20 protein-coding genes are annotated in these 26,397 nt (G+C 73.1%); 14 read left to right on the forward strand and 6 right to left on the reverse strand.

What is annotated here, in order from left to right; genetic code table 11:
* The first annotated feature begins 50 nt into the window (after window positions 1-50).
* The 3 genes from OHA81_RS23605 (at window position 51) to OHA81_RS23615 (ending at window position 2,167) form a co-directional block, all read left to right on the forward strand.
* The gene (locus OHA81_RS23605) at window positions 51-653 is read left to right on the forward strand and encodes a TetR/AcrR family transcriptional regulator (RefSeq protein WP_329198922.1); all 603 of its coding nucleotides are present in this window, start codon (window positions 51-53) and stop codon (window positions 651-653) included.
* Window positions 654-734: 81 nt separating this feature from the next.
* Window positions 735-1,445, forward strand: a complete 711-nt coding sequence (locus OHA81_RS23610; RefSeq protein ID WP_329198924.1) for a ribonuclease HII — start codon at window positions 735-737, stop codon at window positions 1,443-1,445.
* Between the two features lie 59 nt (window positions 1,446-1,504).
* Window positions 1,505-2,167: a hypothetical protein gene (locus tag OHA81_RS23615; RefSeq protein WP_329198926.1), complete on the forward strand. Its 663-nt coding sequence runs from the start codon at window positions 1,505-1,507 to the stop codon at window positions 2,165-2,167.
* 124 nt (window positions 2,168-2,291) lie between these two features.
* Here the strand turns inward: OHA81_RS23615 and OHA81_RS23620 are convergent, their stop codons facing one another.
* Both OHA81_RS23620 and OHA81_RS23625 read right to left on the reverse strand, forming a co-directional pair.
* On the reverse strand, window positions 2,292-2,921 hold the full coding sequence (locus OHA81_RS23620) for a hypothetical protein (RefSeq protein WP_329198928.1): 630 nt from the start codon (window positions 2,919-2,921) through the stop codon (window positions 2,292-2,294).
* A gap of 214 nt (window positions 2,922-3,135) precedes the next feature.
* Entirely contained in the window at window positions 3,136-5,304 is a 2,169-nt protein-coding gene (locus OHA81_RS23625) for a RecQ family ATP-dependent DNA helicase (protein WP_443056631.1), read from the reverse strand.
* Window positions 5,305-5,427: 123 nt separating this feature from the next.
* Here OHA81_RS23625 and OHA81_RS23630 point away from each other — a divergent pair, with 123 nt between their 5' ends.
* From OHA81_RS23630 to OHA81_RS23660, 7 genes are all read left to right on the forward strand, one after another.
* Window positions 5,428-6,690 carry a DUF4192 domain-containing protein gene (locus OHA81_RS23630; protein ID WP_329198933.1) on the forward strand — a complete coding sequence of 421 codons (1,263 nt, stop codon included), beginning with the start codon at window positions 5,428-5,430 and terminating at the stop codon, window positions 6,688-6,690.
* 233 nt (window positions 6,691-6,923) lie between these two features.
* Entirely contained in the window at window positions 6,924-8,888 is a 1,965-nt protein-coding gene (locus OHA81_RS23635) for a glycogen debranching N-terminal domain-containing protein (RefSeq protein WP_329198935.1), read from the forward strand.
* A gap of 69 nt (window positions 8,889-8,957) precedes the next feature.
* The gene (locus OHA81_RS23640; RefSeq protein ID WP_329198937.1) at window positions 8,958-9,704 is read left to right on the forward strand and encodes an NUDIX hydrolase; all 747 of its coding nucleotides are present in this window, start codon (window positions 8,958-8,960) and stop codon (window positions 9,702-9,704) included.
* A gap of 233 nt (window positions 9,705-9,937) precedes the next feature.
* Window positions 9,938-11,929, forward strand: a complete 1,992-nt coding sequence (locus OHA81_RS23645; protein WP_329198939.1) for an ATP-binding cassette domain-containing protein — start codon at window positions 9,938-9,940, stop codon at window positions 11,927-11,929.
* Window positions 11,930-12,133: 204 nt separating this feature from the next.
* The gene (locus tag OHA81_RS23650) at window positions 12,134-13,021 is read left to right on the forward strand and encodes a FadR/GntR family transcriptional regulator (protein ID WP_329198941.1); all 888 of its coding nucleotides are present in this window, start codon (window positions 12,134-12,136) and stop codon (window positions 13,019-13,021) included.
* A gap of 417 nt (window positions 13,022-13,438) precedes the next feature.
* Window positions 13,439-15,013, forward strand: coding sequence for an RNA polymerase sigma factor (locus OHA81_RS23655; RefSeq protein WP_329198943.1), 1,575 nt, complete (start codon window positions 13,439-13,441; stop codon window positions 15,011-15,013).
* Window positions 15,014-15,125: 112 nt separating this feature from the next.
* Window positions 15,126-16,043: a S1 family peptidase gene (locus OHA81_RS23660; protein ID WP_329198945.1), complete on the forward strand. Its 918-nt coding sequence runs from the start codon at window positions 15,126-15,128 to the stop codon at window positions 16,041-16,043.
* A 129-nt stretch (window positions 16,044-16,172) separates the two neighbouring features.
* On the opposite strand, the gene OHA81_RS23665 is transcribed toward OHA81_RS23660, so the two are convergent.
* Window positions 16,173-16,409: a DUF7455 domain-containing protein gene (locus tag OHA81_RS23665; RefSeq protein ID WP_030239625.1), complete on the reverse strand. Its 237-nt coding sequence runs from the start codon at window positions 16,407-16,409 to the stop codon at window positions 16,173-16,175.
* 446 nt (window positions 16,410-16,855) lie between these two features.
* On the opposite strand from OHA81_RS23665, the gene OHA81_RS23670 reads away from it, so the two are divergent.
* The 3 genes from OHA81_RS23670 (at window position 16,856) to OHA81_RS23680 (ending at window position 21,208) form a co-directional block, all read left to right on the forward strand.
* Window positions 16,856-18,976 (forward strand): DNA gyrase/topoisomerase IV subunit B, encoded by a 2,121-nt coding sequence (locus OHA81_RS23670; RefSeq protein ID WP_329198948.1) that lies wholly within the window; start codon window positions 16,856-16,858, stop codon window positions 18,974-18,976.
* A gap of 157 nt (window positions 18,977-19,133) precedes the next feature.
* A complete protein-coding gene (locus tag OHA81_RS23675; protein WP_329198950.1) occupies window positions 19,134-19,619 on the forward strand; it encodes a DUF485 domain-containing protein in 486 nt (161 codons plus the stop codon).
* Window positions 19,616-21,208: a solute symporter family protein gene (locus OHA81_RS23680; RefSeq protein WP_329198951.1), complete on the forward strand. Its 1,593-nt coding sequence runs from the start codon at window positions 19,616-19,618 to the stop codon at window positions 21,206-21,208. Before OHA81_RS23675 ends, OHA81_RS23680 begins: the two co-directional genes overlap by 4 nt.
* Window positions 21,209-21,309: 101 nt before the next feature.
* On the opposite strand, the gene OHA81_RS23685 is transcribed toward OHA81_RS23680, so the two are convergent.
* The 3 genes from OHA81_RS23685 to OHA81_RS23695 form a co-directional block, all read right to left on the reverse strand.
* A complete protein-coding gene (locus OHA81_RS23685) occupies window positions 21,310-22,014 on the reverse strand; it encodes a response regulator (protein ID WP_329198953.1) in 705 nt (234 codons plus the stop codon).
* On the reverse strand, window positions 22,011-23,627 hold the full coding sequence (locus OHA81_RS23690) for a sensor histidine kinase (RefSeq protein WP_329198955.1): 1,617 nt from the start codon (window positions 23,625-23,627) through the stop codon (window positions 22,011-22,013). The genes OHA81_RS23685 and OHA81_RS23690 overlap by 4 nt, the downstream gene beginning before the upstream one ends.
* Before the next feature lie 280 nt (window positions 23,628-23,907).
* Window positions 23,908-25,155, reverse strand: a complete 1,248-nt coding sequence (locus OHA81_RS23695; RefSeq protein WP_329198956.1) for a citrate synthase — start codon at window positions 25,153-25,155, stop codon at window positions 23,908-23,910.
* 55 nt (window positions 25,156-25,210) lie between these two features.
* Between OHA81_RS23695 and OHA81_RS23700 the strand changes: the two genes are divergently transcribed.
* Window positions 25,211-26,377: a citrate synthase/methylcitrate synthase gene (locus OHA81_RS23700; RefSeq protein WP_329202514.1), complete on the forward strand. Its 1,167-nt coding sequence runs from the start codon at window positions 25,211-25,213 to the stop codon at window positions 26,375-26,377.
* Window positions 26,378-26,397: the final 20 nt, after the last annotated feature.

The raw sequence follows: 26,397 nt of genomic DNA on the forward strand, positions 1-26,397 counted from the left end.
AGGCCGAAAATGCGTGCGCTGGGCGCGCTGGCCGGTCGGAGGTATGGAGCATGACGGGTTCCCCCTGGTCGCAGGCGCCTGCGGGGCGCAGGAGGGGCCCGGAGCTCGAACGGGCCATCCTGGACGCGGCGCTGGAGCAGCTGAGCACCGTTGGCTGGAACGCGCTCACGATGGAGGGCGTCGCGGCCGCCGCGCGGACGGGCAAGGCGGCGCTGTACCGGCGCTGGCCGTCGAAGGCCGCGCTCGTGGCCGAGGTGCTCGGCGCCGGACTGCCGCCGCTGGGCCGGATCCCGGACACCGGGTCGATCCGCGATGACCTCTACGGGTTGTGTGTGCGGATGTGTGACGTGATGCGCTCACGCGCCGGCGTTGCCCTGCGCGCGGTACTTCACGAATGCGACCCCGACAATGCGGACCGGTTCCGCGGCGTGATCTGGAACGGGCTGCACCAACCCGCCCAGGGAGTGATCCAAGCCCTTGTGCGGCGCGGCATCGAGCGGGGGGAAGTGCGAGCGGACGCGAACATTCCGTTCATTGTCGACGTCATTCCCGCCATGCTGATGTACCGCGCAAAGATGTACGGAAGCGAATGGGAAGACCAGGATGTCGCTCAGCTGATCGACCAGGTGATGGTGCCGATGCTCCGGGTGTGACCCCGCGGGCAACCCGGCCCGTGTCCCCGGCCCGGGGCGGGGTGTGCAGGCGGCGCGGGGCGGCGTACCCTTGCTGGCGCCATGCCGTACGAAGCACCCACCCACACCGTCGAGCGCTCCCTCCGTGCCACCACCGGCGCCAAGGTCATCGCCGGGGTCGACGAGGTCGGACGAGGGGCCTGGGCCGGTCCGGTCACCGTGTGCGCGGCGATCACCGGCCTGCGCCGGCCGCCCGCGGGACTCACCGACTCCAAACTGCTCACCCCCAAGCGCCGGGACGCGATGCTCGACATCCTGGAGGACTGGGTCACCGCCCACGGCCTCGGGCACGCCTCGCCGGAGGAGATCGACGAGCTGGGCATGACCGCCGCCCTGCGGCTCGCGGCGGTGCGCGCCCTGGAGGCCCTGCCGGTGCGGCCGGACGCGGTGATCCTCGACGGCAAGCACGACTACCTCGGGTCCCCCTGGCGGGTCCGTACGGTGATCAAGGGGGACCAGTCCTGTGTCGCGGTCGCCGCTGCTTCGGTGATCGCCAAGGTCCGGCGCGACCGGATGATGGCCGAACTCGGTGAACAGGTCGACGCGATAAGGGACTTCGCGTTCGGCGCGAACGCCGGCTACCCCTCGCCCGTGCACCGGGCGGCCCTGGAGGAGCTGGGCCCCACCCCGTACCACCGGCTCTCGTGGTCGTACCTCGACGCGCTGCCCCGGTGGCGGCACCTCAAGAAGGTGCGCCGCAGCGAGGAATCGACGGAGCTGGAAAACGGAGGCCAACTCGGCTTCGATTTCTGATCGCGTCCACGTGCCATACGCCGGTACGTTTCGTACCGGTGTTTGATAGATGTCAACTCATGCCTCTCACCCCCGAGGAGCCTCAGATTCACGAGAGTGCCCAGGGTCCCCGCGTCACGCCGGCCGCGAGCCGCACCGCGCAGACCCCCCGCCCCGTACCTGGTCCGCGTCCCGCAGCCGTACCCCGGCCCGGGCGCCCCGGTCCCTCCCCCGCAGCGGCCGGCCGCGCGGGAGGCGTCCCCAGGCCCGCCCCGCCCGTGCAGCGTGCGGCGCAGGCCACCACCCCCGGACCCGTTGCCGCAGCCCCCACCACGCCGTCCGTCTCGGCGGCGGTGCCCCAGGTCCAGCTGATCCCGGCCTCGGCCGAGGGTGCGCTGGACGCGGCCGAAGAGGCCGTCGACCTACTGCTCGACACCGGGCGCGCGCCCGGTGACATCCTGGTGCTCACCACCGGCGACCCGCACCCGTGGGCCGCCCACGAACTGTCCTTCGGCGAGGCCGAGTACTGGGCGCAGCACGATGCCCGGGACGACGTCTTCTACGCGGACGCGGCGCAGGCCGAACGCGCCGCGGGCCGTCCGGTCGTGGTCTTCGCGGCCAACGGCGGTCCGCTCGACGCGGTGGCCGGCGCGCTGCCGGTCGCGCTCGCCCGGGCCGGTGCGCTGCTGATCGTGTGCGGCGACGCGCAGCAGATCAACTCCGTGCTCGGCGCGGGGGTCTGACGGCCCGTACTCCGGTACGGGCGGGGAGAGCGGGGCGGGCCGGGAGTCGGCCCCGCTGCAGCCCCGCGCCGCCGGGCCGGGCCCGGGCGGAGTGCTACGGAGCCGCACCGGGCCGGCGACGGGCTCAGCGTGCGGCGGTGTGACGCAACGCCTCGGCCGAGCCGCCGCCGGTGCGCAGGGGCGCCCGGGCCGGTTCGGCCGACGTGGCGCCGAGGAACTCGGGGCGGGAGTCCGAACTGGGTCTGCGGCCGCCGCGGTCTTCGCCGAGCACCTGCCAGCCCCCGTGCGTCAGCGTGATGTACGCACCGCAGCGCAACCCGTGCAGGGTGCACGCGTCCCGCAGCCCCCACATCCAGGCGCCGTCCTCCTCGGTCCACCGCTCGTCGCCCTCACGGCAGTACAAGAGCACCGCCGTGCGCACGGGGGTCCGGCGCCGCAGGTCGTGCGGCAGGACGCGGCGCAGCCGGGACAGAAGGGCGTTGCGGTACTCCCAGCCGTCGGCCGAGGCCGACCGTTGCACGAACGAGGCGCTCGCCACCAGCCGTTCCTCCGGGTCGAGCACGGCGATCACGGCGGTGGACGGCACGGGGTGGTGCCTGGAGTGCAGCCCGCTGACGACCTCGCGCGGATTGCTCAGCAGGGGCACCCCCGCCGCCGACCATTCGGCGGGTTCGAGCAGTCTGCCGTGCCGGCTGGCGCCGCCGGTGGCCGTGATCAGGGACGTGGTCGAGGGCGGGGCGAATCCGATGGTCACGGTCCTCCCTTCGGGTACACGCCCGCGGACGGGCACGGCTGGGATGTGGGCGCGCCGCGGCACGGCCCTGGGGAGTGCCGACGAGCCGAGCGGGAGCTCTCCGATTCTCGCGTGGCCCGCGAGCGTGGGGCAATGAGCATTTGGGGCCACCGACCGGAATTCGCCGGTATGCCGTTCATATCCTTGCCCCGCCACGCCGTGCATGACGCATTCGTTATGGCTGGAGCGCCAGCACCAGGGGGAACACCTCCTTCGCGCCCGCCCGGCGGAGCAGCCGGGCGGCCACCGCGAGCGTCCAGCCGCTCTCCGCGCGGTCATCCACGAGCAGCACCGGACCGTCCGCCTGCGCCAGTGTCGCAGCCAGGGCAGGAGGTACGGTCAAGGCCAGATGGAGCCCTCGGACGCGCTGGGCGCTGTTGGAGGAGGGAAGGCCGAACTCCGGTGCCTCGTCCGTGTAGGAGAGCGCTCCGAGCAGCGGCATCCTCCCGACCTCGGCGATCCGCGCCGCCAGGGAGCCGACCAGCTGCGGACGGCTGCGCGAGGGCAACGCGACGACCCCGACCGGTCGTGCGGGAGCGTCAGGAGCCCCCGAAGCCCAACCGCCCGGGCCCCGGGCCCAGTCGGCGAGCACCGCGACCACCGCCTGCGCGACATCGTCCGGAACCGGCTGATCGGGCGACTGCCGGGCGAGCATCGGGCGCAGCCGGTTGCCCCAGCCGATGTCGGAGAGCCGGCCGAGCGCACGCCCCGTGGAAGCCTGCTCCCCGGCCGGGATACGGCCCTTGAGGTCCACGCCCACGGCCGTGAGGCCCGTCGGCCACATCTTGCGGGGCTCCAGTTCGACGCCGGGCCGCCCCAGTTCCCCTCGGGCGGTGTCCAGGGCGGTGCTGGAGACTTCCGCGGTGAAGCGGGCTCCCGCGCAGTTGTCGCAGCGGCCGCAGGGCACGGCTTCCTCGTCGTCGAGCTGGCGGCGCAGGAATTCCATCCGGCACGCGGTGGTCGACGCGTAGTCGCGCATCGCCTGCTGTTCGGCCGCCCGCTGCCGGGCCACCCACGCGTACCGCTCGGCGTCGTAGGTCCACGCTTCACCCGTCGAGGTCCAACCGCCCTTCACCCGGTGTACGGCGCCGTCCACGTCCAGGACCTTGAGCATCGTCTCCAGGCGGGTGCGCCGCAGGTCGACCAGCGGCTCCAGCGCGGGGAGCGACAACGGCCGCCCCGCCTGGGCCAGTACGTCCAGCGTCCGGCGCACCTGCTCCTCCGGCGGGAAGGCCACGGAGGCGAAGTACTGCCAGATGGCCTCGTCTTCACGGCCCGGCAGGAGCAGCACCTCCGCGTGCTCCACGCCACGGCCCGCGCGGCCCACCTGCTGGTAATAGGCGATGGGGGAGGAGGGCGAGCCCAGGTGCACCACGAAACCCAGGTCGGGCTTGTCGAAGCCCATGCCGAGGGCGGACGTGGCGACGAGGGCCTTGACGCGGTTGGCCTGCAGGTCGTTCTCGGCCTGCTCCCGGTCGGCGTTCTCGGTCTTGCCCGTGTACGACGAGACCGTGTGGCCCCGGTGGCGCAGGTAGGCGGTGACCTCCTCGGCGGCCGCCACGGTCAGCGTGTAGATGATCCCGGACCCGGGGAGCTCGCCGAGGTGGTCGGCGAGCCACGCGAGCCGGTGCGCGGCGTCGGGAAGGGACAGTACCGACAGGCTCAGGCTCTCCCGGTCGAGCGGCCCGCGCAGCACCAGGGCGTCCGTTCCGGCGCCGGTGCCCAGCTGCTCGGCGACGTCGGCGGTGACCCGGGCGTTCGCCGTGGCGGTGGTGGCCAGCACGGGGACGCCCGGCGGGAGATCGGCCAGCATGGTGCGCAGCCGGCGGTAATCGGGGCGGAAGTCGTGCCCCCAGTCGGAGATGCAGTGCGCCTCGTCGACCACGAGGAGGCCCGTGGCGGCGGACAGCTTGGGAAGCACCTGGTCCCGGAAGTCCGGGTTGTTGAGCCGTTCCGGGCTCACCAGGAGGACATCGACCTCGCCGGCCGCGACCTCGGCCTGGATCCCTTCCCACTCCTCGGGATTGGCGGAATTGATGGTGCGGGCGTGGATGCCCGCCCGGGCCGCCGCCTCGACCTGATTGCGCATCAGCGCGAGCAGCGGGGAGACGATCACGGTCGGACCGGCTCCGCTCGCCCGCAGCAGCGAGGTGGCGACGAAGTAGACCGCCGACTTGCCCCAGCCCGTGCGCTGGACCACCAGCGCACGCCGCTTGCCCGCGACGAGGGCTTCGATCGCCCGCCACTGGTCCTCGCGCAGCCGCGCGGTGCCCGTGGCGTCGCCCACCAGACGGGCGAGTACGGAATCGGCCGAGGACCTCAGGTCTGCGTTCATGCCCCCCATGCAACCCGATGCCTCTGACATCGCGCCAATGCCGCACCCGGCCTGTGGATGTTGAAATCTGGACGGGTCGGGGAGTTATCCACAGGCCTTTCGCGAAATGATCAGGCGCGGGACCGTCGACGCATGACGAAGAACAACGAATCACCCAGTCCGTCCGGACGGCGGTCCACCAGCCCGTCCGGATCACCCACGCCCTCCCAGATCACCTTGCGCAGCCCGGCCGAGCTGGCCGACGCACTGCCGTACATGCTCGGCTTCCACCCGACGGACTCGCTGGTACTGGTCGCCGTCCACGGCGACGGCGGGCGCTTCGGCGGCCGTCTCCGGGTGGGCATCCCGGCGGCGCCCCCGGAATGGGAGGACACCGCCCGGCAGGCCGCCGAAACCCTGATCCGGGGCAGCGAGCGCCGGGGTGGCAAGCCCGACGGCATCGTCGTCTTCCTCTGCCGGGACCCGCTCGCCGGGGAGAGCGCGCAGCGGGTGATGACCCGGCTGCGGCCGCTCGCCCACCGGGTGCGGCTTGCCTGTGGGGCGCTCGACGTGCCCGTCCTGGAAGCCCTGTGCCTCTCCGGCGGCCGCTACTGGTCCTACACCTGTCCCGACGAGCGCTGCTGTCCGGCGGAAGGCAACCCGATGGCCCTGCCGGGCACCTCGGTCATGGCCGCCGCAGCCACCTTCGCCGGGATCCAGGTCCGCGGATCCCTCAAGGAGATCGAGGCCCGCCTGGCACCTCTCGGAGGGGCGGAAGCCGTCGAGCAGGAGAAGGCCTTGGAACGCGCCGCCGTCGCCCTGGTCCCGAAGATCCTCGACGGGACGAGCCGGGAGGAGGTCGGGGCGCAGACCCTCGCGATGGCCCGGACCCTGATGCGGCGCATGACCCTCGCGCCGCCTGCCGGGACCGGCCCCGGCGCCGACGGCTGGGACGACGCCCTGCTCGGCCACGACGAGGCCGCCGCGGTGATCATCGGCCTCCAGGACCGGGAGGTCCGTGACATCGCCGCCGAATGGATGGAGGACGAGGAGGCGGGCGTGGCCCTGCGGCTGTGGCGTGCCCTGGCCCGGCGCTGCGTCGGGGCGTACGGGGAACACGCCGCCGCCCCGCTGACCTTGGCGGGCTGGGTGTCCTGGTCCACCGGGGACGAGCCGACCGCACGGATCGCGCTCGGGCTCGCCCTGCAGGCGGACGCCGACTACAGGTTCGCCCAGCTCCTCCACCACGCCTGCAACGAAGGCATCGATCCGGAGGGGCTCAGGGAGTGCCTGCGGCAGGAACGCAGGCGCCGTGAGCCGCGCCGCGAGCGGCCCGCCGCGGGCACCGGCCCGGCCGGCCGTCGCCCGAGGACGGACCGCCGCCCCTCCCGCCGGGGCGCGGGGAGCGACCGGTGAACCGGCAGCGTGGGGCCCCCGGCTGCTCGCGAGCCGGACGGGGGATCGACCTGGCGTTGGGCGGCTTACGGCTCGGGTGGGGGAGCGCCGGGGGCGGCTCGCCGGACGGGCGCAAAGCTCGGGCGTCGGCGGGGCCCGTGACCCGGGCAGGGGTAGGGACGTTCAGCTGGGGGGTGGTGGGTGACCGGCCCCGCCGACCAGCGAAACCGACCGGAGCGCAGACAAGGCGACGCATGGCTCAGCCCGTACCCCCGGCCCGCAGGCCCGAGTTGCCGCCCGTGCACGGGGCCGTCATCTGCGTCGCCGCGCCCTGCCTGGTCATCTCGCCCGAGCACGGTCAACTGACCGGTCGGGGGCTCGACGGGATCTACCGCGCGGGGCGCCGGCTGCTCTCCCGGTGCGTCCTGCGTGTCGGCGGCCGGGATCCGGTCGCCGTCCAGGGGCGCAGCCTCGGGGCGGACCGGGCGGCCTTCACCGCCACCGTCCGCACCGGAGCCGAGTCCGGCCCCGACCCCGACATCGGGGTCGAGCGGGTCCGCCACGCGGACGGCACCGAGCGGATCACCCTGCACAGCTACGCGGCCCGGCCGGTGCGCCTGCCCGTGGAGCTCGCGCTCGGCTCCGACCTGGCGGAACTCGCCGCGGTGGCGGCCGGCCGTGCCGGAGCGGAGCTGCCCGCGGGGGTGCACGCGGCCGGCTTGCGCTGGAGCACCGGTGGGGCGCATGCCGTCACCGTCGCCGAGCCGGCTCCCGACGACGTGCTCGCCTCCTCGGGCCTGCTCCGCTGGCAGCTCGAACTGGGGCCGGGCGCATCCCGCACCATCGAGCTGCGCACCACCGGGGACCGCACCGCGCGGGCCCCGGCCGGGCAGGTGGCCAACCCGCTGTCCGGAGCCCGGGCCGAGGGCGACGACCCGAGGGCGCAGGCCTGGTTCCGGACCAGCGCCGAGGATCTGGGCGCCCTGCTCCTGCGGGACCCCGCCGATCCGGGTGACGCCTTCGCCGCGGCCGGGGTGCCCTGGCGGCTCGGCCTCGCCCCGGCGGAATCGCTGTGGGCCGCCCGGATGGCGCTGCCGCTCGGCACCGGCCTGGCCGGAGCCACCCTGCGCATCCTGGCCCGGACCCAGACCGGACGGGGGCCCGACGCGGGGAAGATCCCCGGGCCGCTGCGCGGGGCCGGTCCCCAGCTGCCGCCGGGCTGCACCGGTACGGAGGCCACCCTCGCCTTCCCGGCGGTGCTGGCCGAAGCGTGGCGCTGGGGGCTGCCCGAGGCGGAGGTGGCCCGGCTGTTGCCGGCCGCCGAGCGCTGCCTCGGGTGGTTGCGCGGTGCCATGGGCGAAGACGGCTTCCTGCCCGACCCCGACCCGGGACCCCGGCGCTGCGAAACCCAGGCCCACGCGCACCGGGCCGCGTTGCTCGGGGCCGACCTGCTCGCCGGGTTCGGGCGGGACGGGGCCGGGGAGTGGCGGGAGTGGGCGGGCGAACTGCGGGCCAGGTTCCGGACCGCGTTCTGGGTCGACGGCCCCGACGGCGGGCGCCCGGCCGCGGCCCTGCACCCCGACGGGCGGCCGCTGCCCCGACTGACGGGCGCCGCCGCCCACCTGCTGGACACCGGACTGCTGGGCGGCGCGCGGCTCGCCCCCGGCCTGCTCGACCGGGTACGTACCGAACAGCTCGCCCGGCTGCTCGGAGCCCCCGCCATGGACTGCGGCTGGGGCCTGCGGAGCATGGCCGCCCGCGAACCGGGCCACAATCCCTTCGGCCACCGCTCCGGCGCGGTGCGGGCACACGAGAGCGCGGTCGCGGTGGCGGCCCTGGCCCAGGCCGGCTTCGAGAAGGAGGCCGCCGGGCTGCTGAGGGGCCTGCTCGACGCGGCGGAGAGGTTCGGGTACCGGCTGCCGGAGATGTACGCGGCGGAGCAGCGCACCGCGGGCAGCGCCCCCTTCCCGCACCCCGCGGCCTGCCGCCCCGCCGCGGTGGCGGCGGCGGCCGGGATCCACGTCCTGACCGCGCTCGCCGGGATCCGCCCGGACGCCCCGGCCGGAACGGTCGCGCTCGCACCGCTCGCGGGCGCCCCGCTCGGCGCCCTGCGGCTTTCGGGGCTGCGGGTGGCCGGGGAACCCTTCGCCGTACGCGTCAGCCGTCTGGGGCTCGGCATGGTGGAGGAGGCGGCCGATGCGCTGCAACTTGGAGGCTGAGCTCCGGATCACCGTCTCCGGGCTCACCAAAGCTCTGTTTATCGTCAGGCAGACGACTATGATCGCGGCATGTCGCCCTACGACCCGTCGGCCTTTCCGCCCTTCGCCGTCACCGTCGACCTGGTCGTGCTCACCGTACGGCGCCACGCGCTCTGCGCGCTGGTCGTCCGGCGAGGTGAGCAGCCGTTCCAGGGACGCTGGGCCCTGCCCGGCGGCTTCGTGCGCGACGAGGAGGATCTGGCGGCAGCCGCGGCCAGGGAACTCTCCGAGGAGACCGGCCTGTGCGCGCACGATCCGGAGGTTCCGGGCGTGGGCAATGGCGCTCACCTCGAACAGCTCGCCACCTATGGAGACCCGAAGCGGGACCCCCGGATGCGGGTGGTCAGCGTGGCGCACCTGGTCCTCGCGCCGGACCTGCCCGCGCCCAGGGCGGGCGGTGACGCCAACAGCGCGCGCTGGGCTCCCGTCGACGAACTCCTCGCGGCCGGCGAACAGGCCTCCGCGGGGCTGGCCTTCGACCACGAGCGGATCCTCGCGGACGGTGTGGAGCGGGCCCGCTCCAAGATCGAGTACTCCTCCCTGGCCACGGCCTTCTGCCCGCCGGAATTCACGGTCGGTGAACTGCGGCGGGTCTACGAAGCCGTGTGGGGCGTGGCGCTCGACCCGCGCAACTTCCACCGCAAGGTCACCGGGACCCCCGGGTTCCTGGTGCCGGCCGGAGGGACCACGACCCGTCAGGGGGGTCGCCCCGCCCAGCTGTTCCGGGCCGGCGGGGCCACCTTGCTCAACCCGCCGATGCTGCGCCCCGAGGTCTGACGCCCCGCCACCCCGGCCCGGCTCCATTCGGCCCGGCTCCTCCCGGCCCGGCTCCTCCCGGGGCGAGCCACCGCCCCACCCCGGATCGCCGGGCTCACCCCCGACGGGGCGTGCTCGCGGGGCGACACGGCCGAGTCCACGGCCCGCCTGCCCCGAAAATCGGACATATCGCGTTATCTTGCTTGCGGTACTCATCCTGCCGCAGAGCGGTCTCACCCCCCGCGAGAGAAGCGATGCTCCAGGCCATCGGACTCACCAGCACACCCCGCCGAGACCTTCCGCCCGCCGTGGACGACCTCACCTTCGAGGCCCGCCCCGGGTGCGTGACCGCCCTGCTCGGCGAGCCGGGTTCGGGCAAGACCACCGCCCTGCGGCTCATGCTCGAACTCGAACCGGGCCGCGGCGTCACCTACTTCCGGGGCCGCCCGCTGCACCAGGTCCCGCAGCCCGGCCGTGAGGTCGGAGTCCTGCTCGGGGACGTGCCCGGCAACCCGTCGCGTACCGTGCGCAACCAGCTGCGGATGCTCTGCGCGGCCGCCGGTGTGCCGGCCGCCCGGGCCGACACCATGCTGGAGGTCGTCGGCATCGCCGGCCTGCGCGACCACCGGCTCGGCTCCCTCTCGCGCGCGATGGAGCGCCGGTTCGCACTCGCCGCGGCGCTCCTCGCCGACCCCTGCACACTACTGCTCGACGAGCCCGCCGCCGACCTGTCCCCACGCGAACGCAGCTGGCTGTACGGGCTGTTGCGCAGACACGCCTCCCTCGGTGGCGCGGTGCTCTTCACCACCGACGACGCCAAGGAAGCCGCGCGAGGCGCCGACCGGGTCGTCTCCATCGAGGCGGGCCGGCTCGTCGCCGACCAGGACGCCGCCGACTTCGCCCGGACCCGGCTCCGGCCGAGGGTCGCCGTACGCACCCCGCACGCGGCCCGGCTGGCCGACGTACTGGGGCGCGAGGCCCGGGCGGCCCAGCGCGCCGTCGAGATCGTCGCGGAGAGCGGTACCCGCCTGTCCGTGTACGGCAGCAACTGCGCGGAGGTCGGCGAAGCGGCCTTCCGCAACGGGGTCCTGGTCCACCAGCTCGCCGACGAGACCGGGGACGCCGGTGATGCGGGCGACGCGGGGACACCCACCCGGCCCGTCCCGCAGGCCCGCACCGAGGCCCGCGCCACCGACGCCCGCGCCGAGGTGCGCATCGACGCCCGTGCGGAGACGCGAGGGGAGACCGGGCATCAGGCCGGGCACCATGCCGGGTCTCAGGTCACCCCCGACGTGCACGCCGTGTCGGGCTTCCCCGGCGGCCCCGGACTGCCCGCCGAATCCTGGGCCGGCAGCTGGTCTGCGACCGGGCCCGCCCAGGACGGCGGCGATGCTCATGCCGCGCTCCCGGACGTCCCGGCCGCCCTGGAACGCACCCGCGGCGCAGATCTCGTGGTTTCGGCGGTCCGCAGGGTCGGCGGCCCGCTGCGTCCCCTGCGCTACGAGCTGCTCCGCGTCTTCGGCACCGCCACCCCCTGGCTCACCGCGGCCGTGGTGATCGCCGCCTCCGTGATCACCGCCGTACTGCTCGCCCGGACCGGCGCCGCCCCCCGCGACCGGATGCTCGCTGCCTGGCCCGAGCTGCTTCCGCTGCCGCCCGCCGCCCTCGGCGCGGGACTCCTCGGCGCCCTGGCCTTCGGCGAGGAGTACCGCTACCCCGCGCTGGCGGCGGCCCGGGGCACCGTGCCGCGCAGGCTGGGGCTGCTCACCGCGAAACTCGGCGTCTGCTCCGCCCTCGCCCTCCTGATCGGCGCCCTCGCCCTCCTCGCCGACGCCTGCGCCGTCCAGCTGGTCTTCGGAGCGGCTCCCCTGCGCTCGCCGACGCAGTGGATCATCCCGGCCGTGAGCTGGGCCGGCCTGCTCACGGGCTGCGCCTGGGCCGGGGTCCTGGCCTCCGCCGTCTTCCGCTCCACGGCGGCCGGCCTGGCCGCGGTGCTCGCAGTGCCGGTGGCGGTCGTCCCCCTGGTGCGCAAGGTGCTGGCCGGGCCGTCCGCGTACCCGGCGGACGGGATCGTCCCGCGGCTGCGGGGGATGTCCGCGGCGCACTGGCCCCCCGAGGCGGACCGTCTGGTACTGGGCGTCCTGCGGATGATGGCCCAACCCGTCGGGACGGCTCTGGTGTTGTCGTTGATCGTCCTGTTGTGCGCCTATGGGTTCACAGGACTGCGTGGCCGAGTGCGCTGGTGAGAGACCGATGCTGACCGTTCCGGAGCGGGACGGGCGCGATCGGGATCGTTGGAGTCCGCATCACGCGAAAGGGATCGCAACTCCCCGCAATAGGCCCGGTTCTTTACGATAAGTCGTCAATTGAGTAGGTGGCACCGATCACCCTTTCGTGTGCTTTTCACCAAAGACCTCAAGGGTGGTGGGGGCACAGCCGACAAAGGATTCGTGAGTACCCTTGCGCACACCATGATGACCGCCGCCCGCCACGCCGACTCCGGTCTCGCAGGCCCGGGCGAACTCGACCGCTACCCCTTCGCGGAGACCCCCGGGTCCGACCGGGTCGGGCCGCCCCACTGGGACGGCGCCGACGTCGAGTTGAGCCGCGTCGGCCGCCGAGCGGCAGGCAGCCGGGGCCGCGGACTGCACGGCCAACTCGTCCAGCAGCTCGGCCAGATGATCGTCTCCGGCGACCTCGGAGCGGACCGTCCCCTGGTCCCCGAGGAGATCGGCCAGCGTTTCGAGGTCTCGCGGACGGTCGTCCGCGAGTCACTGCGCGTCCTGGAGGCCAAGGGCCTCGTCAGCGCCCGCCCGAACGTGGGGACCCGGGTCCGCCCGGTCGCCGACTGGAACCTGCTCGACCCCGACATCATCGAGTGGCGGGCGTTCGGCCCCCAGCGCGACGACCAGCGCCGCGAGCTCAACGAGCTCCGCTGGACCATCGAACCGCTGGCCGCCCGCCTCGCCGCCGGTCACGGCCGCCCCGACATCCAGCAGCGGCTCGCCGACATGGTCGAGATCATGGGCCACGCCCTCGGCCAGGGGGACGCGATCACCTTCGCCCGCGCCGACAACGAGTTCCACGCGCTGCTCATCCAGGTCGCGGGCAACCGCATGCTGGAGCACCTCTCCGGCATCGTCGGCGCCGCCCTCCAGGTCTCCGGCAGCCCGGTCACTGCCTGCGACCGTCCCAGCGAGACCTGCGTCGCGCACCACGCCCGCATGGTCGAGGCGCTCGCGGCCGGGGACGCGGTCGGCGCCGAGAACGCCATGCGTCAGCTGCTCACCGTGCACCCGGAGGTCGAGCGCGTGGTCCCGGCCCCGCGCGAGCACTGAGAGGCCGACGCGCGAGCACTGGGAGGCCGACCCGCGGGCGCGCCGGGGGTGCACCGGGCGGCTTTCACCACGCGGGGTTCCACCACGTGTCGCCGGGCCCCCTTGGGACCCGGCGACACCGGTGTGGGGGGCCCGCGCAGCCTGACGAACAGCCTCACGAAGTGCGCGTATGACCGTATGACCGGCATTGGCGGAAAAGTGGTGTGACTCGGGCCACGAAGATTGGGCGTAACGCTCCGCGACGTCACGCGATGACTCAAGAGGTGATGGCCGACGGAGGGAAGACAGCCCCTTGCGGGTGCTGTGCAGCTCCCCGGCCCCTGCCCGCGCCCCCGGCCCATTCCCAGTCGGTGGTCGTCGGCCACGGTCCAGCACCACCAGGCCGGGGTCGGAAGCCGTTCCCATCGTTCCGAGAGGTTGTTCGTGTCGGCCAGCACATCCCGTACGCTCCCGCCGGAGATCGCCGATTCCGAGTCTGTGATGGCGCTCATCGAGCGGGGCAAGGCCGAGGGGCAGATCGCCGGCGATGACGTGCGTCGGGCCTTCGAGGCTGACCAGATTCCTGCGACCCAGTGGAAGAATGTTCTGCGCAGCCTCAACCAGATCCTCGAGGAAGAGGGTGTGACGCTGATGGTCAGTGCCGCGGAGTCGCCCAAGCGCACCCCCCGCAAGAGCGTCGCAGCGAAGAGCCCGGCCAAGCGGACGGCGACCAAGACCGTGGCGGCGAAGACGGAGTCCGCGCCGGCCGCCGAGGCCGCGGCACCGGAGCCCGCGACGGCGGAGCCGGACGCCGCCGACGCCCTGGTGGAGGAGCCCGGAACCGAACCCGTCGCGAAGAAGACCGCGGCGAAGAAGGCGGCGGCCAAGAAGACCGCGCCTGCCAAGAAGGCCACCGCCAAGAAGACGGCGGCGAAGAAGACCGCGGCCAAGAAGGACGCGGACGAAGCCGACGAGGAGACCCCCGAGGAGGGGCCCGCCGTCAAGGCCGAGTCCGAGGAGGAAGAGGACGGCGGCGAGAACAAGGGCTTCGTCATCTCCGACGACGAGGACGACGCCCCGGCCCAGCAGGTCGCCGTGGCCGGCGCCACCGCCGACCCCGTCAAGGACTACCTCAAGCAGATCGGCAAGGTCCCCCTCCTCAACGCCGAGCAGGAAGTCGAGCTCGCCAAGCGGATCGAGGCAGGCCTCTTCGCCGAGGACAAGCTGGCCAACTCCGACAAGCTGGCGCCCAAGCTCAAGCGCGAGCTGGAGATCATCGCGGAGGACGGCCGCCGGGCCAAGAACCACCTGCTGGAGGCGAACCTCCGTCTCGTGGTCTCGCTCGCCAAGCGCTACACCGGCCGCGGCATGCTCTTCCTGGACCTGATCCAGGAGGGGAACCTGGGCCTGATCCGTGCCGTCGAGAAGTTCGACTACACCAAGGGTTACAAGTTCTCCACCTACGCGACCTGGTGGATCCGGCAGGCGATCACCCGCGCCATGGCCGACCAGGCCCGCACCATCCGCATCCCCGTGCACATGGTCGAAGTGATCAACAAGCTGGCGCGTGTGCAGCGCCAGATGCTCCAGGACTTGGGCCGCGAGCCCACCCCGGAGGAGCTGGCCAAGGAACTCGACATGACCCCCGAGAAGGTCATCGAGGTCCAGAAGTACGGCCGCGAGCCGATCTCCCTGCACACCCCGCTCGGCGAGGACGGCGACAGCGAGTTCGGTGACCTCATCGAGGACTCCGAGGCCGTGGTCCCGGCCGACGCCGTCAGCTTCACGCTCCTGCAGGAGCAGCTGCACTCGGTGCTGGACACGCTCAGCGAGCGCGAGGCGGGCGTGGTGTCGATGCGCTTCGGCCTGACCGACGGGCAGCCCAAGACGCTGGACGAGATCGGCAAGGTCTACGGGGTCACCCGCGAGCGGATCCGCCAGATCGAGTCCAAGACCATGTCGAAGCTGCGCCACCCGTCGCGTTCGCAGGTCCTGCGCGACTACCTCGACTGACCGGCCCGCCCACGGACGGCGGCAGGGCGGCGCCGGTGGCCGCGCGGGTGCGCACGGCCACCGGGCATCCCACTCTGGGTGGAGTCATGCACACCCAGAGTCAGGAGGCCTCATGCGTCGTTTCTTTGCCCGTGCCCTGGCGGGCGTGCTGACGCTGGTGGCGGGAGCGGCCGCGGCGCATCCGGCCCAGCTGCCCCGGGCGGCCGCGGACGGGGTGGTGATCGGCGGCCAGCCCGTGAAGGTGGCGGACAGTCCGTGGGTCGTGGCCCTGGCCAGCCGTGACCGGTTCGGAGGTACGCGGGGCGGCCAGTTCTGCGGAGGCGTCCTCGTGGCCCCCGCCAAGGTGGTGACCGCCGCGCACTGCCTGGGGCGGCAGGTGCTGGGCGGCCCGGTCGAGGCGGTGCCCGACCTGCGGGTGATCACGGGGCGCACGGAGCTGCGGGCGTCCGACGGGCGCGAGATCGCGGTGCGCTCGGCCCGGGTGAACCCGGAGTACGACCCCAAGAGCAACGCGGGGGACATCGCGGTGCTGGAACTCGCCGAGGCGGTCCCGGCCCAGTACGTCCTGCCCATGGCCGGTGCCGGGCACCCGGCCTACGAGCCCGGCACACAGGCCGCGGTGTACGGCTGGGGCGACACGAGCGGGTTCGGCGACTACGCGTACGGGCTGCGCGCCGCGCACGTCACGGTGCTGTCGGACGAGGTCTGCGCGAAGGCGTACCCGGGCGACTCGGACGGGCAGTACCTGCCGGAGTCCATGGTGTGCGCGGGGGAGCAGGAGGGCGGCAAGGACGCCTGCCAGGGCGACAGCGGCGGTCCGCTCGTCGCCCAGGGGCGGCTCATCGGCCTGGTGTCCTGGGGGCGGGGCTGCGGGCGCCCCGACAGCCCGGGGGTGTACACCCGGATCTCCGCGATGTCCGGCTTCGTGAGCAGCCCGGAGAGGGTCGTGCAGCGGGTCGACCGGCCGCTGCCCACGGCGGGCGCCCCGAGGGGCTCAGCGCGCCGTCCAGTCCCTCTCGAAGGGCTGTAGGGCCTGCACTCCGGCCCCTGGGCGTACCGGCGGAAATGAGGACGGGCGGCTCCTCCTGGGTCACAGGGGGAGCCGCCCGTCGACCGGCCTGGCCGGTCCTGGCTCGTCGGATGCGAGGGTAGGCCTGTGTCAGCGGTCCTCGGTGTCGGCGGCATTGGCAGCCGGAGCGGACGTAAGCCGCTCGGTCTCATCCTGTATTTCCGCGGCGATCTTCTTGAGTTCCGGCTCGAACTTACGCCCGTGGTGGGCGCAGAAGAGCAGTTCACCACCGCTCAGCAGGACGACGCGCAGATATGCCTGGGCGCCGCAACGGTCGCATCGGTCAGCGGCCGTCAGCGGGGTCGCGGGTGTCAGAACAGTAGTCACGTCGCCTCTTCTCTAGCTCGACGAGCTGTCGTACCAGGGTCAACATCCAACCAGGCCGAAAACGTTCCCGCTCGCGGCTTTCTTTCGAAACTTCCTTCCGAAGCTGGCCGGCTGTTGCCGGTTGGCGGCGAAGGAGCCGTATTGCGTTGCTTTACGGTTTCGCGTTGTCAGTCGTTCGCTTGTTGCAGTTCCGTCCTCGCCGGCATGAGCGCCGGTTGTTCATGAGGACGTGCCCGAACCCTAAATGGTTCATGCGTCGAAGGGAACGTGATGTTTGCGTCACCCCCACGGGGGATCGAACATCCGTGCGGATCTGCACTAGGCTGGGGAAGCGACGAGGGTGGCGTTGCATCCGCTCTACCAGGCCTCGGTACCCTCTGACGGGCGACCGAGCCACCCCTGCGCCCAACCGGGCCAGAAAAGAAATTCAGCGAGGAGCGAACTGCGTGACCGCCGACACGTCCGTGCCTTCCAGCGCGCTGCTGTCCGGAGCAGACCGGGACGGTTCCAACTACACCGCGCGGCACCTGCTCGTCCTCGAAGGTCTTGAGGCCGTCCGCAAGCGCCCCGGCATGTATATCGGCTCGACCGACAGCCGGGGCCTGATGCACTGCCTCTGGGAGATCATCGACAATTCCGTCGACGAGGCCCTGGGCGGCTACTGCGACCACATCGAGGTGATCCTCCACGAGGACTCCTCCGTCGAGGTCCGCGACAACGGCCGCGGCATCCCCGTCGACGTCGAGCCCAAGACCGGCCTCTCCGGCGTCGAGGTCGTCATGACCAAGCTGCACGCCGGCGGCAAGTTCGGCGGCGGCTCCTACGCGGCCTCCGGCGGCCTGCACGGCGTCGGCGCCTCCGTCGTCAACGCGCTCTCCGCCCGGCTCGACGTCGAGGTCGACCGAGGCAGCTCGACGCACGCCATCAGCTTCCGGCGCGGCGTGCCCGGGATGTTCACCGAGCAGGGCCCCGACAGTCCCTTCGACCCCGCCAACGGCCTGCGCAAGACCAAGCGGATCGCCAAGGGCAAGACGGGCACCCGGATCCGTTACTGGGCCGACCGCCAGATCTTCCTCAAGGACGCCCGGCTCAATCTGGAGACGCTCTACCAGCGCGCCCGCCAGACGGCCTTCCTCGTCCCCGGGCTGACGCTCGTCGTCCGCGACGAGCGGGCCGTCGACGGCGCCGGCAAGACCGAGGAGGTCTTCCGCTTCGACGGGGGCATCAGCGAGTTCTGCGAGTACCTCGCCCAGGACAAGGCCGTCTGTGACGTGCTGCGGCTGAGCGGCACCGGGACCTTCAAGGAGACCGTCCCCGTCCTGGACGAGCGCGGTCACATGACCCCCACCGAGGTCACGCGCGAGCTCGGCGTCGACATCGCCCTGCGCTGGGGCACGGGGTACGAGACCAACGTCAAGTCCTTCGTGAACATCATCGCCACGCCCAAGGGCGGCACCCACGTCTCCGGCTTCGAGCGTTCGGTCGCCAAGACCGTCAACGAGGTGCTGCGCTCGGCGAAGCTGATGCGCGTCGCCGAGGACGACGTGGTCAAGGACGACGCGATGGAGGGCATGACGGCGGTGGTCACCGTCCGTCTCGCCGAGCCGCAGTTCGAAGGCCAGACCAAGGAGGTCCTCGGGACCTCCGCGGCCACCCGCATCGTCGCCGCAGTGGTCGCCAAGGAGCTCAAGGCGTTCCTGACCTCCACCAAGCGCGACGACAAGCAGCAGGCCCGCGCCGTGATGGAGAAGATCGTCGCGGCTGCCCGGACCCGTATCGCGGCCCGCCAGCACAAGGAGGCCCAGCGCCGCAAGACCGCGCTGGAGACCTCCTCGCTGCCCGCCAAGCTGGCCGACTGCCGCAGCGACGACGTGGAGCGCAGCGAGCTCTTCATCGTCGAGGGCGACTCGGCGCTCGGTACGGCGAAGCTCGCCCGGAACTCCGAGTTCCAGGCGCTGCTGCCGATCCGCGGCAAGATCCTCAACGTCCAGAAGTCCTCGGTCTCGGACATGCTCAAGAACGCCGAGTGCGGCGCGATCATCCAGGTCATAGGAGCCGGCTCGGGCCGGACCTTCGACCTCGACGCCGCCCGCTACGGCAAGATCGTCCTGCTCGTCGACGCCGATGTGGACGGCGCGCACATCAGGTGTCTGCTGCTCACGCTCTTCCAGCGGTACATGCGGCCGATGGTCGAGGCGGGCCGGGTCTTCGCCGCCGTGCCGCCGCTGCACCGGATCGAACTCGTCCAGCCGAAGAAGGGCCAGGACAAGTACGTCTACACGTACTCGGACAACGAGCTGCGCCAGACGCTGCTCGAGTACCAGCGCAAGAACATCCGCTACAAGGACGCCATCCAGCGCTACAAGGGCCTGGGCGAGATGGACGCCGACCAGCTCGCGGAGACCACCATGGACCCGCGCCACCGGACGCTGCGCCGGATCAACATCGGCGACCTGGACTCCGCCGAGTCGGTCTTCGACCTCCTCATGGGCAACGAGGTGGCTCCCCGCAAGGAGTTCATCACCGGCTCCGCCGCGACCCTGGACCGCTCGCGCATCGACGCCTGAGCCGGCCCGGCTCCCGGCGGATCCCGGCACGCCGGCGCTCTTCCCTCTCCTTCCCTCACCTGAACGGGTGAAGAGCGCCGGTACGGCCGTCCGGAAAGACCCCATTGCCCCATCCTTGTGGCGCGCGGCCAATGCGGTCGCGGACAAGGAGAGTTCGGTGGACAAGCACGAAGGTCGTGATGCCGGAACGATCCGGCTGGACGACCCCTGGTACGACGCGCCGGCAGTCGGCTGGGGTGAGGGCGCCGCGACGGATCCCGCGGGCCCGGAGGCCGACGGCCGGCCCGCACCCGGCGCGTCCGAGATCTACCTCGAAGTGCAGCGCAGCGAGGCCTTCCGGGAAGTGCGGAGCCGCTACCGCGGGTTCGTCATCCCCGCGACCGCCGGCTTCTTCCTCTGGTACGTCGCCTACGTGATCGCCGCGACCGCGGCGCCCGGTCTGATGGCCCGGCCCGTCGTGGGCGCGGTCAACGTGGCCCTGCTCGCGGGCCTCGGCCAGTTCCTCACCACCTTCCTCCTGACCTGGGCCTACGCCCGGCACGCGCGGCTGCGCCGCGACCGGGCGGCGCTCGACCTGCGCTGGACGGTCTTCGAACAGGAACGGGGCCGGCAGCGGGAACAGGCCCGGGAGGAGGGCCGTTGAGCACCGAGCACCAAGCCCTCGCGCTGGTCCTGTTCAGCGTCTTCATCGCGATCACCCTGGGCATCACCACATGGGTGAGCCGCAACCGGCACGGCTCGGCAGAGGAGTTCTACGCCGGCGGCCGCCTCTTCTCCCCGCTGGAGAACGGGTTCGCCATCGCCGGCGACTACATGTCGGCCGCCTCCTTCCTCGGCATCTCCGGCCTCATCGCCCTCTTCGGCTACGACGGCATGCTGTATTCGGTGGGTTTCCTCGTCGCGTGGCTGGTGGTCCTCTTCCTCATCGCCGAACTGGTCCGCAACTGCGGCCGGTTCACCCTCGCCGACGTGGTCGCGGCCCGGATGAGCCAGCGGCCGGTCAGGATCGCCGCCGGCACCTCCTCTGTCGTGGTCTCCGTGCTGTACCTCGTCGCGCAGATGGTCGGCGCGGGCAGCCTGGTCGGGCTGCTGATCGGCGGTTCGGGCACCGGCGCCAAGACCCTGACCGTGATCGGGGTCGGCGCGCTCATGGTGGTCTACGTGTCGTTCGGCGGCATGCGGGCCACCACCTGGATCCAGATCGTCAAGGCCGTGCTGCTGATGGGCGGCGCGGTCACCCTGACCGTACTGGTGCTGCTGCGCTTCCACGGCGACGTCAACCAGCTGCTGACCAGCGCCGCCGAGCGCAGCGGACACGGAGCCCGGTTCCTGAGCCCCGGCCTCAAGTACGGGGCCGACTGGACCGCTCGCTTCGACTTCATCAGCCTGGGCCTCGCCCTCGTCCTGGGCACGGCCGGCCTCCCGCACATCCTGTCCCGCTTCTACACCGTGCCGACGGCGCGCGCGGCCCGCCGGTCCGTCGTCTGGGCCATCGTGCTGATCGGCGGGTTCTACCTGATGACCATCGTGCTCGGGTTCGGAGCGGCCGCGCTGCTCGGGCCCGGCGAGGTACGGGCGTCCAACGCCTCCGGGAACACGGCGGTTCCGCTGCTCGCGGGCTTCCTGGGCGGGGGCATCGATTCCACCGGGGGCGCGGTGCTGTTCGCCTTCGTCGCCGCCATCGCCTTCGCGACCATCCTCGCGGTGGTCGCCGGGATCACCCTCGCGTCCTCGGCCTCCGTCGCGCACGACCTGTACGCGTCGCTGGGGCGCCGTCACGGCCGGCAGCGCAGCGAGGTTGCCGTGGCCAAGACGGCGGCCGTCGGGATCGGAGCGGTGGCGATCGCCCTGGGGCTGCTGGCCCAGGACCTCAACGTGGCGTTCCTGGTCGGACTGGCCTTCGCGGTGGCCGCTTCGGCGAACCTGCCCGTGCTGCTGTACTCGCTGTTCTGGCGGGAGTTCACCACACGGGGGGCGGTCTGGGCCGTGTACGGGGGGCTGGTGCCGGCGGTGGTGCTGGTCGTGCTGTCCCCGGTGGTTTCCGGCAGCCCGGAGTCCCTGTTCCCGGGAGTGGACTTCCAGTACTTCCCGCTCCAGAACCCCGGGATCGTGTCGATCCCCCTCGGGTTCCTCGCGGGCTGGCTCGGCACGCTCACCTCGGCCGAGGAACCGGACGCGGCGAAGCACGCGGAGACGGAGGTCCGGTCGCTGACCGGGGCGGGCGCGGTGTGACGCGGGGCTCGCTGGGACGCGGCCGGTCCCTGGCCGGGACGGGTGCGGTGTGACGCGGCGGGTCCCTGGCCGGGCGCTCTTCTCCGGCGCCCGGACAGGGGCTACGCCGGGCCGTGGTCCTGGGGCCGCCAGCTGTAGCGGTGTTCCGGGCGGCCGGTCTCGCCGTAGCGCAGGGCGAGCGTGACCCGGCCGGAGCGGTCCAGCAGCTTGAGGTAGCGCTGGGCGGTCTGGCGGCTGATGCCCGCGAGGTCGGCGATCTGCTGGGTCGACAGGGGCCCGGCTGCGGTGCGCAGGACCTGGCGGACGAGTTCGGCGGTGGTCGGCGAGTGGCCCTTGGGCAGGTCGTTGGGGCTTTCGGCCGCCGCCAGTGCGCCGAACAGGCGGTCCACCTCCGCCTGTTCGGCCTCACCGCCGGCCTCCAGGGCGTGCCGCAGGGTCCGGTAGGCCTCCAGCCGGGTGCGGAGCCCGGTGAAGGTGAACGGCTTGACGAGGTACTGGAGGGCGCCGAGGCGCATGGCGGCCTGGACGGTGGTGAGGTCCCGGGCTGCGGTGACCATGATGACGTCGGTGCGGTGGCCGTTCTGGCGCAGGCGGCGCACCAGGTCCAGGCCGTTCTCGTCGGGGAGGTAGTGGTCCAGGAGGATCAGGTCGACCGGATGGGACTCCAGGAACTCCATGGCCGCGGCCGCCGAATGGACTTCGGCGGAAACCCGGAAACCGGGAACCTTCGCCACGTACGCCGCGTTGATCCGGGCAACACGCATGTCGTCGTCGACGACCAATACGTGCATCGGGGTCTCGTTCATCGCAGGGCCTCCGGGAGTACGACGGAGAACTCCGCCCCTCCGTCCGCTGTCCCACCGGCCCGGACCGTACCGCCCTGCCGCTCGGCCAGACGGCGCACCAGAGCGAGCCCCAGCCCGCGCTCGCGGTGGGCCGAGGGCTGCTTGGTCGACCAGCCCTCGGTGAAGATCTCCTCGCTCCGGCCGGCGGGGATGCCCGGGCCGCTGTCCCGGACGTGGAGCAGCGCCGAGCGCCCTTCGGCGCGGAGCTCCACTTCGACCCACGGCGCCGCCGAGGCCGCGGCCGCGTCCAGGGCGTTGTCCACCAGGTTGCCCGTGATGGTCACGAGGCCGCCCGGATCGACGAGGCCGTCCGGGAGCAGGGTCCGGTCGGCGAGGCGCAGGCAGACGCCCCGCTCCGCGGCGACCGCGCCCTTGCCCACGAGGAGAGCGGCCAGCAGCGGGTCGCGCACCTTCTCGGTGACCTGCTCGGCGGTGCTGCGGTGCACTCCGGCGACCTCGGTCACGAACTCCGCCGCCTCGTCGTGGAGACCGAGCTCCAACAGGCCGAGGAGGGTGTGGAGCCGGTTGGCGTGCTCGTGGTCCTGGGCGCGCAGGGCCTCGATCAGACCGCGGGTGGAGTCCAGCTCCCGGGCCAGGCGCTCCAGCTCGGTGCGGTCGCGCAGGGTGGCGACGGCGCCGCCGTCCTCGGTCGGCATCCGGTTGGCCACCAGTACCCGGGCGCCCTGGACGGTCAGCAGGTCGCGGCCGGTGACGCGGCCCGAGAGGACGTCGGCGGTGCGGCCCGCGCCGAGTACGTCGTCCAGCGCGCGCCCCGCGAGCGCGTCGGCGGAGTGCGGCGCGAGGCCCAGCAGCCGGGCGGCTTCGTCGTTGACCAGGCGGACGCGCCCGCCGCGGTCGAGGGCGATCACGCCTTCGCGGATGGAGTGCAGCATCGCCTCCCGCTCCGCGAGCAGGGCGGAGATGTCCGAGAAGGCCAGGTCGCGGGTCTGCCGCTGGATCCTGCGCGAGAGCAGGTACGCGGCGAGCGCCCCGGCTGCCAGGGCGCCGCCCGCGTAGGCGAGCAGGCCCGGGACGGCCCCGATCAGCCGGTCCCGGACGCTGTCGTAGGCGATGCCGACCGAAACGGCGCCGACGATCTCCCCGTCGGCGGCCAGCAGCGGGACCTTGCCGCGGGCCGAGCGGCCCAGGGTGCCCTCGTCGATCTCCATCACCTCGCGGCCGGCAAGGGCGTCGCCCGGGTCGGTGGAGACCGGCTTCCCGATGCGGTCGGGGCTGGGGTGGGAACGGCGGATCCCGTTCAGGTCCACGACGACCACGTACTCGGCACCCGTCGCCCGGCGGATCCGCTCGGCAGCCGCCTGCACCGGGCTGTCCGGGACGGGGGCGGAGTCCAGCAGGCCGGTGGCCAGCGCCGGGTCGGCCGCCGCGCTCTGGGCGATCGCGAGGGCCCGCCGCATGGCCTGGTCGTCGAGCTGCGAGCTGAGCGGCGCCAGGAACAGCCCGGTGGCCAGAACCGCGACCCCGGCCGCGATGGCCAGCTGCGTCAGCAGGATCTGGGAGACGGCCCGTCTGGGCAGCCCGAGGCGCCGAGCGCTGGTGAGGAGGAACCGCATGGGTAGCACCGTAGGTCGGCTTCGGCACAAGCGGAATCCCGGTCCACGCCGCGGGCGGGCCGCCCGGGGTGGGCAGGCGCCCCTGCGGACGCCGCTGCCGCGGGGGTCGCGTCGCCCGCTGCACCGGGCGGGGGCGGGAACTGGAGGCCCCCGGCGGGGCGCAGGGCCTGCCGGCCCACCAGGGGTGCGGGCCGGGCCGCGGGCTGGTTCCTCTGCTCCCACCGAGCCGGCCGGAGTGAGGGAGGTCGCACCCCGCCGGCCCTGGAGCCGGGCCGAGCGGTCAGGGGAGGGGCTGCGGTGGGCGGGGGCCGGTGTAGTGGCCGCTGGGGCGCATGCGGAGGGGGCGCTCCTGGTACTCCTCCAGGGCGTGGGCGATCCAGCCCGCCGTCCGGGACACCGCGAACACCGTCTCGCCCGCCTCGGCCGGCATGGCGTACGACACCGTCAGCACCGCCACCGCCAAGTCGACGTTGGGGTAGAGGCCGCCGCCGTGGCGGGCCATCACCTCGGCCACGTCCCGGGCCGCCCGCAGCGCCCGGGAGGCCTGCGGCAACTGTTCCAGCCGGGCGAACAGCGCCCCGGCGCGCGGGTCCTGCCCCCGGTAGAGCCGGTGGCCGAGCCCCGGCACCCGGCGTCCCGCCCGCAGGTACTCCGCCACCACCGGCGCGGCCGCGCCCCGCTCCAGGACCTCCACCAGCATCGTGTGCGCCAGTCGCCCGGCGGCTCCGTGGAGTGGCCCTTCGAGGGCCCCGAGTCCGGCCGAGACGGCCGCGTACGGGTGGGCCCGCGCCGACGCCGCCACGCGGACGGCCATGGTGGAGGCGGCCAGGTCGTGGTCGGCCAGGAGGGCCAGGGCGAGGTCCAGCACGGCCAGGGCGTCCGGGTCCGGCTCCTGCGGCGTGAGCCGGGACCACAGCCGCCGGGCCAGTCGGACGTCACCGCCCCATTGGGCGGGACCCACCTCGGGCAGCGCGCCGACCAGCGTGGGGATCAGGCAGCGCGCGGAGCCCAGTACGGCGGTCTCGGACAGGTCGAACCGCAGCGGATCCGCCACGGCCGCCGCCGCGACCGCCACCCGGAGCCGGTCGACGGGACCGCTGTGCTCGGGCAGCGCCGCCACCGAACGGCGCGCGGCGGCCAGGGGCTCCGGCGGCGCGGTGAACCGGGCGCCGGGAGCCGGCTTCCCGGTCCAGAGCCACTCGGCGACCTCCTCGTAGCGGTGCCGCGAGGCCAGCTCGACCGCGTCCACGCCGCGGAAGTAGTACCGGTCGTCCTCGATCAGGGTGAGGGAGGTCCGGACCGAAAGTTCTCCCGAGGCGGCCGCCGGACCGGCCGCCTCGCGCCGGTTGCGCCGGGCCAGTGCCTCGACTTCGTGCGCGTCGAAGCTGCTGCCGCGCCCGACCGGGTCCCGCCGGCTGGTGAGCTGCCCGCGGCTCACGTACGCGTACACGGTCGCGGGCTTCACTCCGAGCGCTTCCGCCGCTTGCCGGGTGGTGAGCCGCCGCCGGCCATCCGCCTGCTCGTTCATGACCACCACCCTACATAGGTTGATTCAATCAATATTGACAAGGATTGAATCCATGATGGATGGTCGATCCATGAACCTCACCGTCGAAGTACCCCGCGGACTCGCGGGCGTCGTGGTCACCGAGACGCAGCTCGGGGACGTACGGGGCCTCGAAGGCTTCTACCACTACCGCCAGTACTCGGCCGTCGAGCTCGCAGCGAGCCGCAGCTTCGAGGACGTGTGGCAGCTGATGTTCCGGGGCGCCCTGCCCGTGGACGCCGCCGAGCGAGCCGCCTTCACCGCCGAGACCGTGCCGCTGCGCCACCTGCCCGCCGAGGTGCGCGACGCCCTGCCGGCCCTCGCCCGGGCCACCTCCCTGTCCGGCCCGCTCGCCGGTCTGCGCACGGCGCTGTCCCTGCTCGGCGCATCCGCCGGCTTCCGCCCCGTCTACGACCTGAGCCCCGACCGCCGGGCGGCCGACGCGCTCGCCGCCTGCGCCGCCGTGCCGACCCTGCTCACCGCGCTGCACCGGCTCGGGCAGGGCCTGGAACCGGTGGACCCGCGCGACGACCTTCCGTACGCCGCCAACTACCTGTACATGCTGACCGGTCAGGAGCCCGAGCCGGCCAAGGCCCGCGCGGTCGAGCAGTACCTGATCTCCACGATCGACCACGGCTTCAACGCCTCCACCTTCACCGCCCGCGTCATCGCCTCCACCGGTGCCGACATCGCCGCCTGTCTGACCGGGGCGATCGGGGCACTCTCCGGGCCGCTGCACGGAGGCGCCCCGAGCCGGGCCCTGGACACCCTCGACGCGATCGGCACGGCGGACCGGATCGACGCGTGGATCCGCGAACGCGTGCTCGCCGGCGACCGGATCATGGGCTTCGGCCACCCCGTCTACCGCACCGAAGACCCGCGCTCGCGGATGCTGCGCGACGTCGCCCGGCAGTTCGGCGGCCCGCTGGTGGACTTCGCGGTCGAGGTCGAACAGCACGTCGAGGAAATCCTCGCCGAGCTCAAACCGCACCGTGAGCTGCACACCAACGTGGAGTTCTACGCCGGCGTCGTCATGGAGCTGTGCGGACTGCCGCGCGAGATGTTCACCCCGACGTTCTGCGCGGCCCGCGTGGTCGGCTGGAGCGCCAACATCCTGGAACAGGCCGCCGACTCGAAGATCATCCGCCCCGCCGCCCGCTACAGCGGCCCCACGCCGCCCCAGCCGGTTCCCGCGCTCGGCTGACTACGATCGGCCGGGTGCAC

This window comes from Streptomyces sp. NBC_00667, assembly GCF_036226825.1.
In the GTDB taxonomy this organism is placed as follows: Bacteria; Actinomycetota; Actinomycetes; order Streptomycetales; family Streptomycetaceae; genus Streptomyces.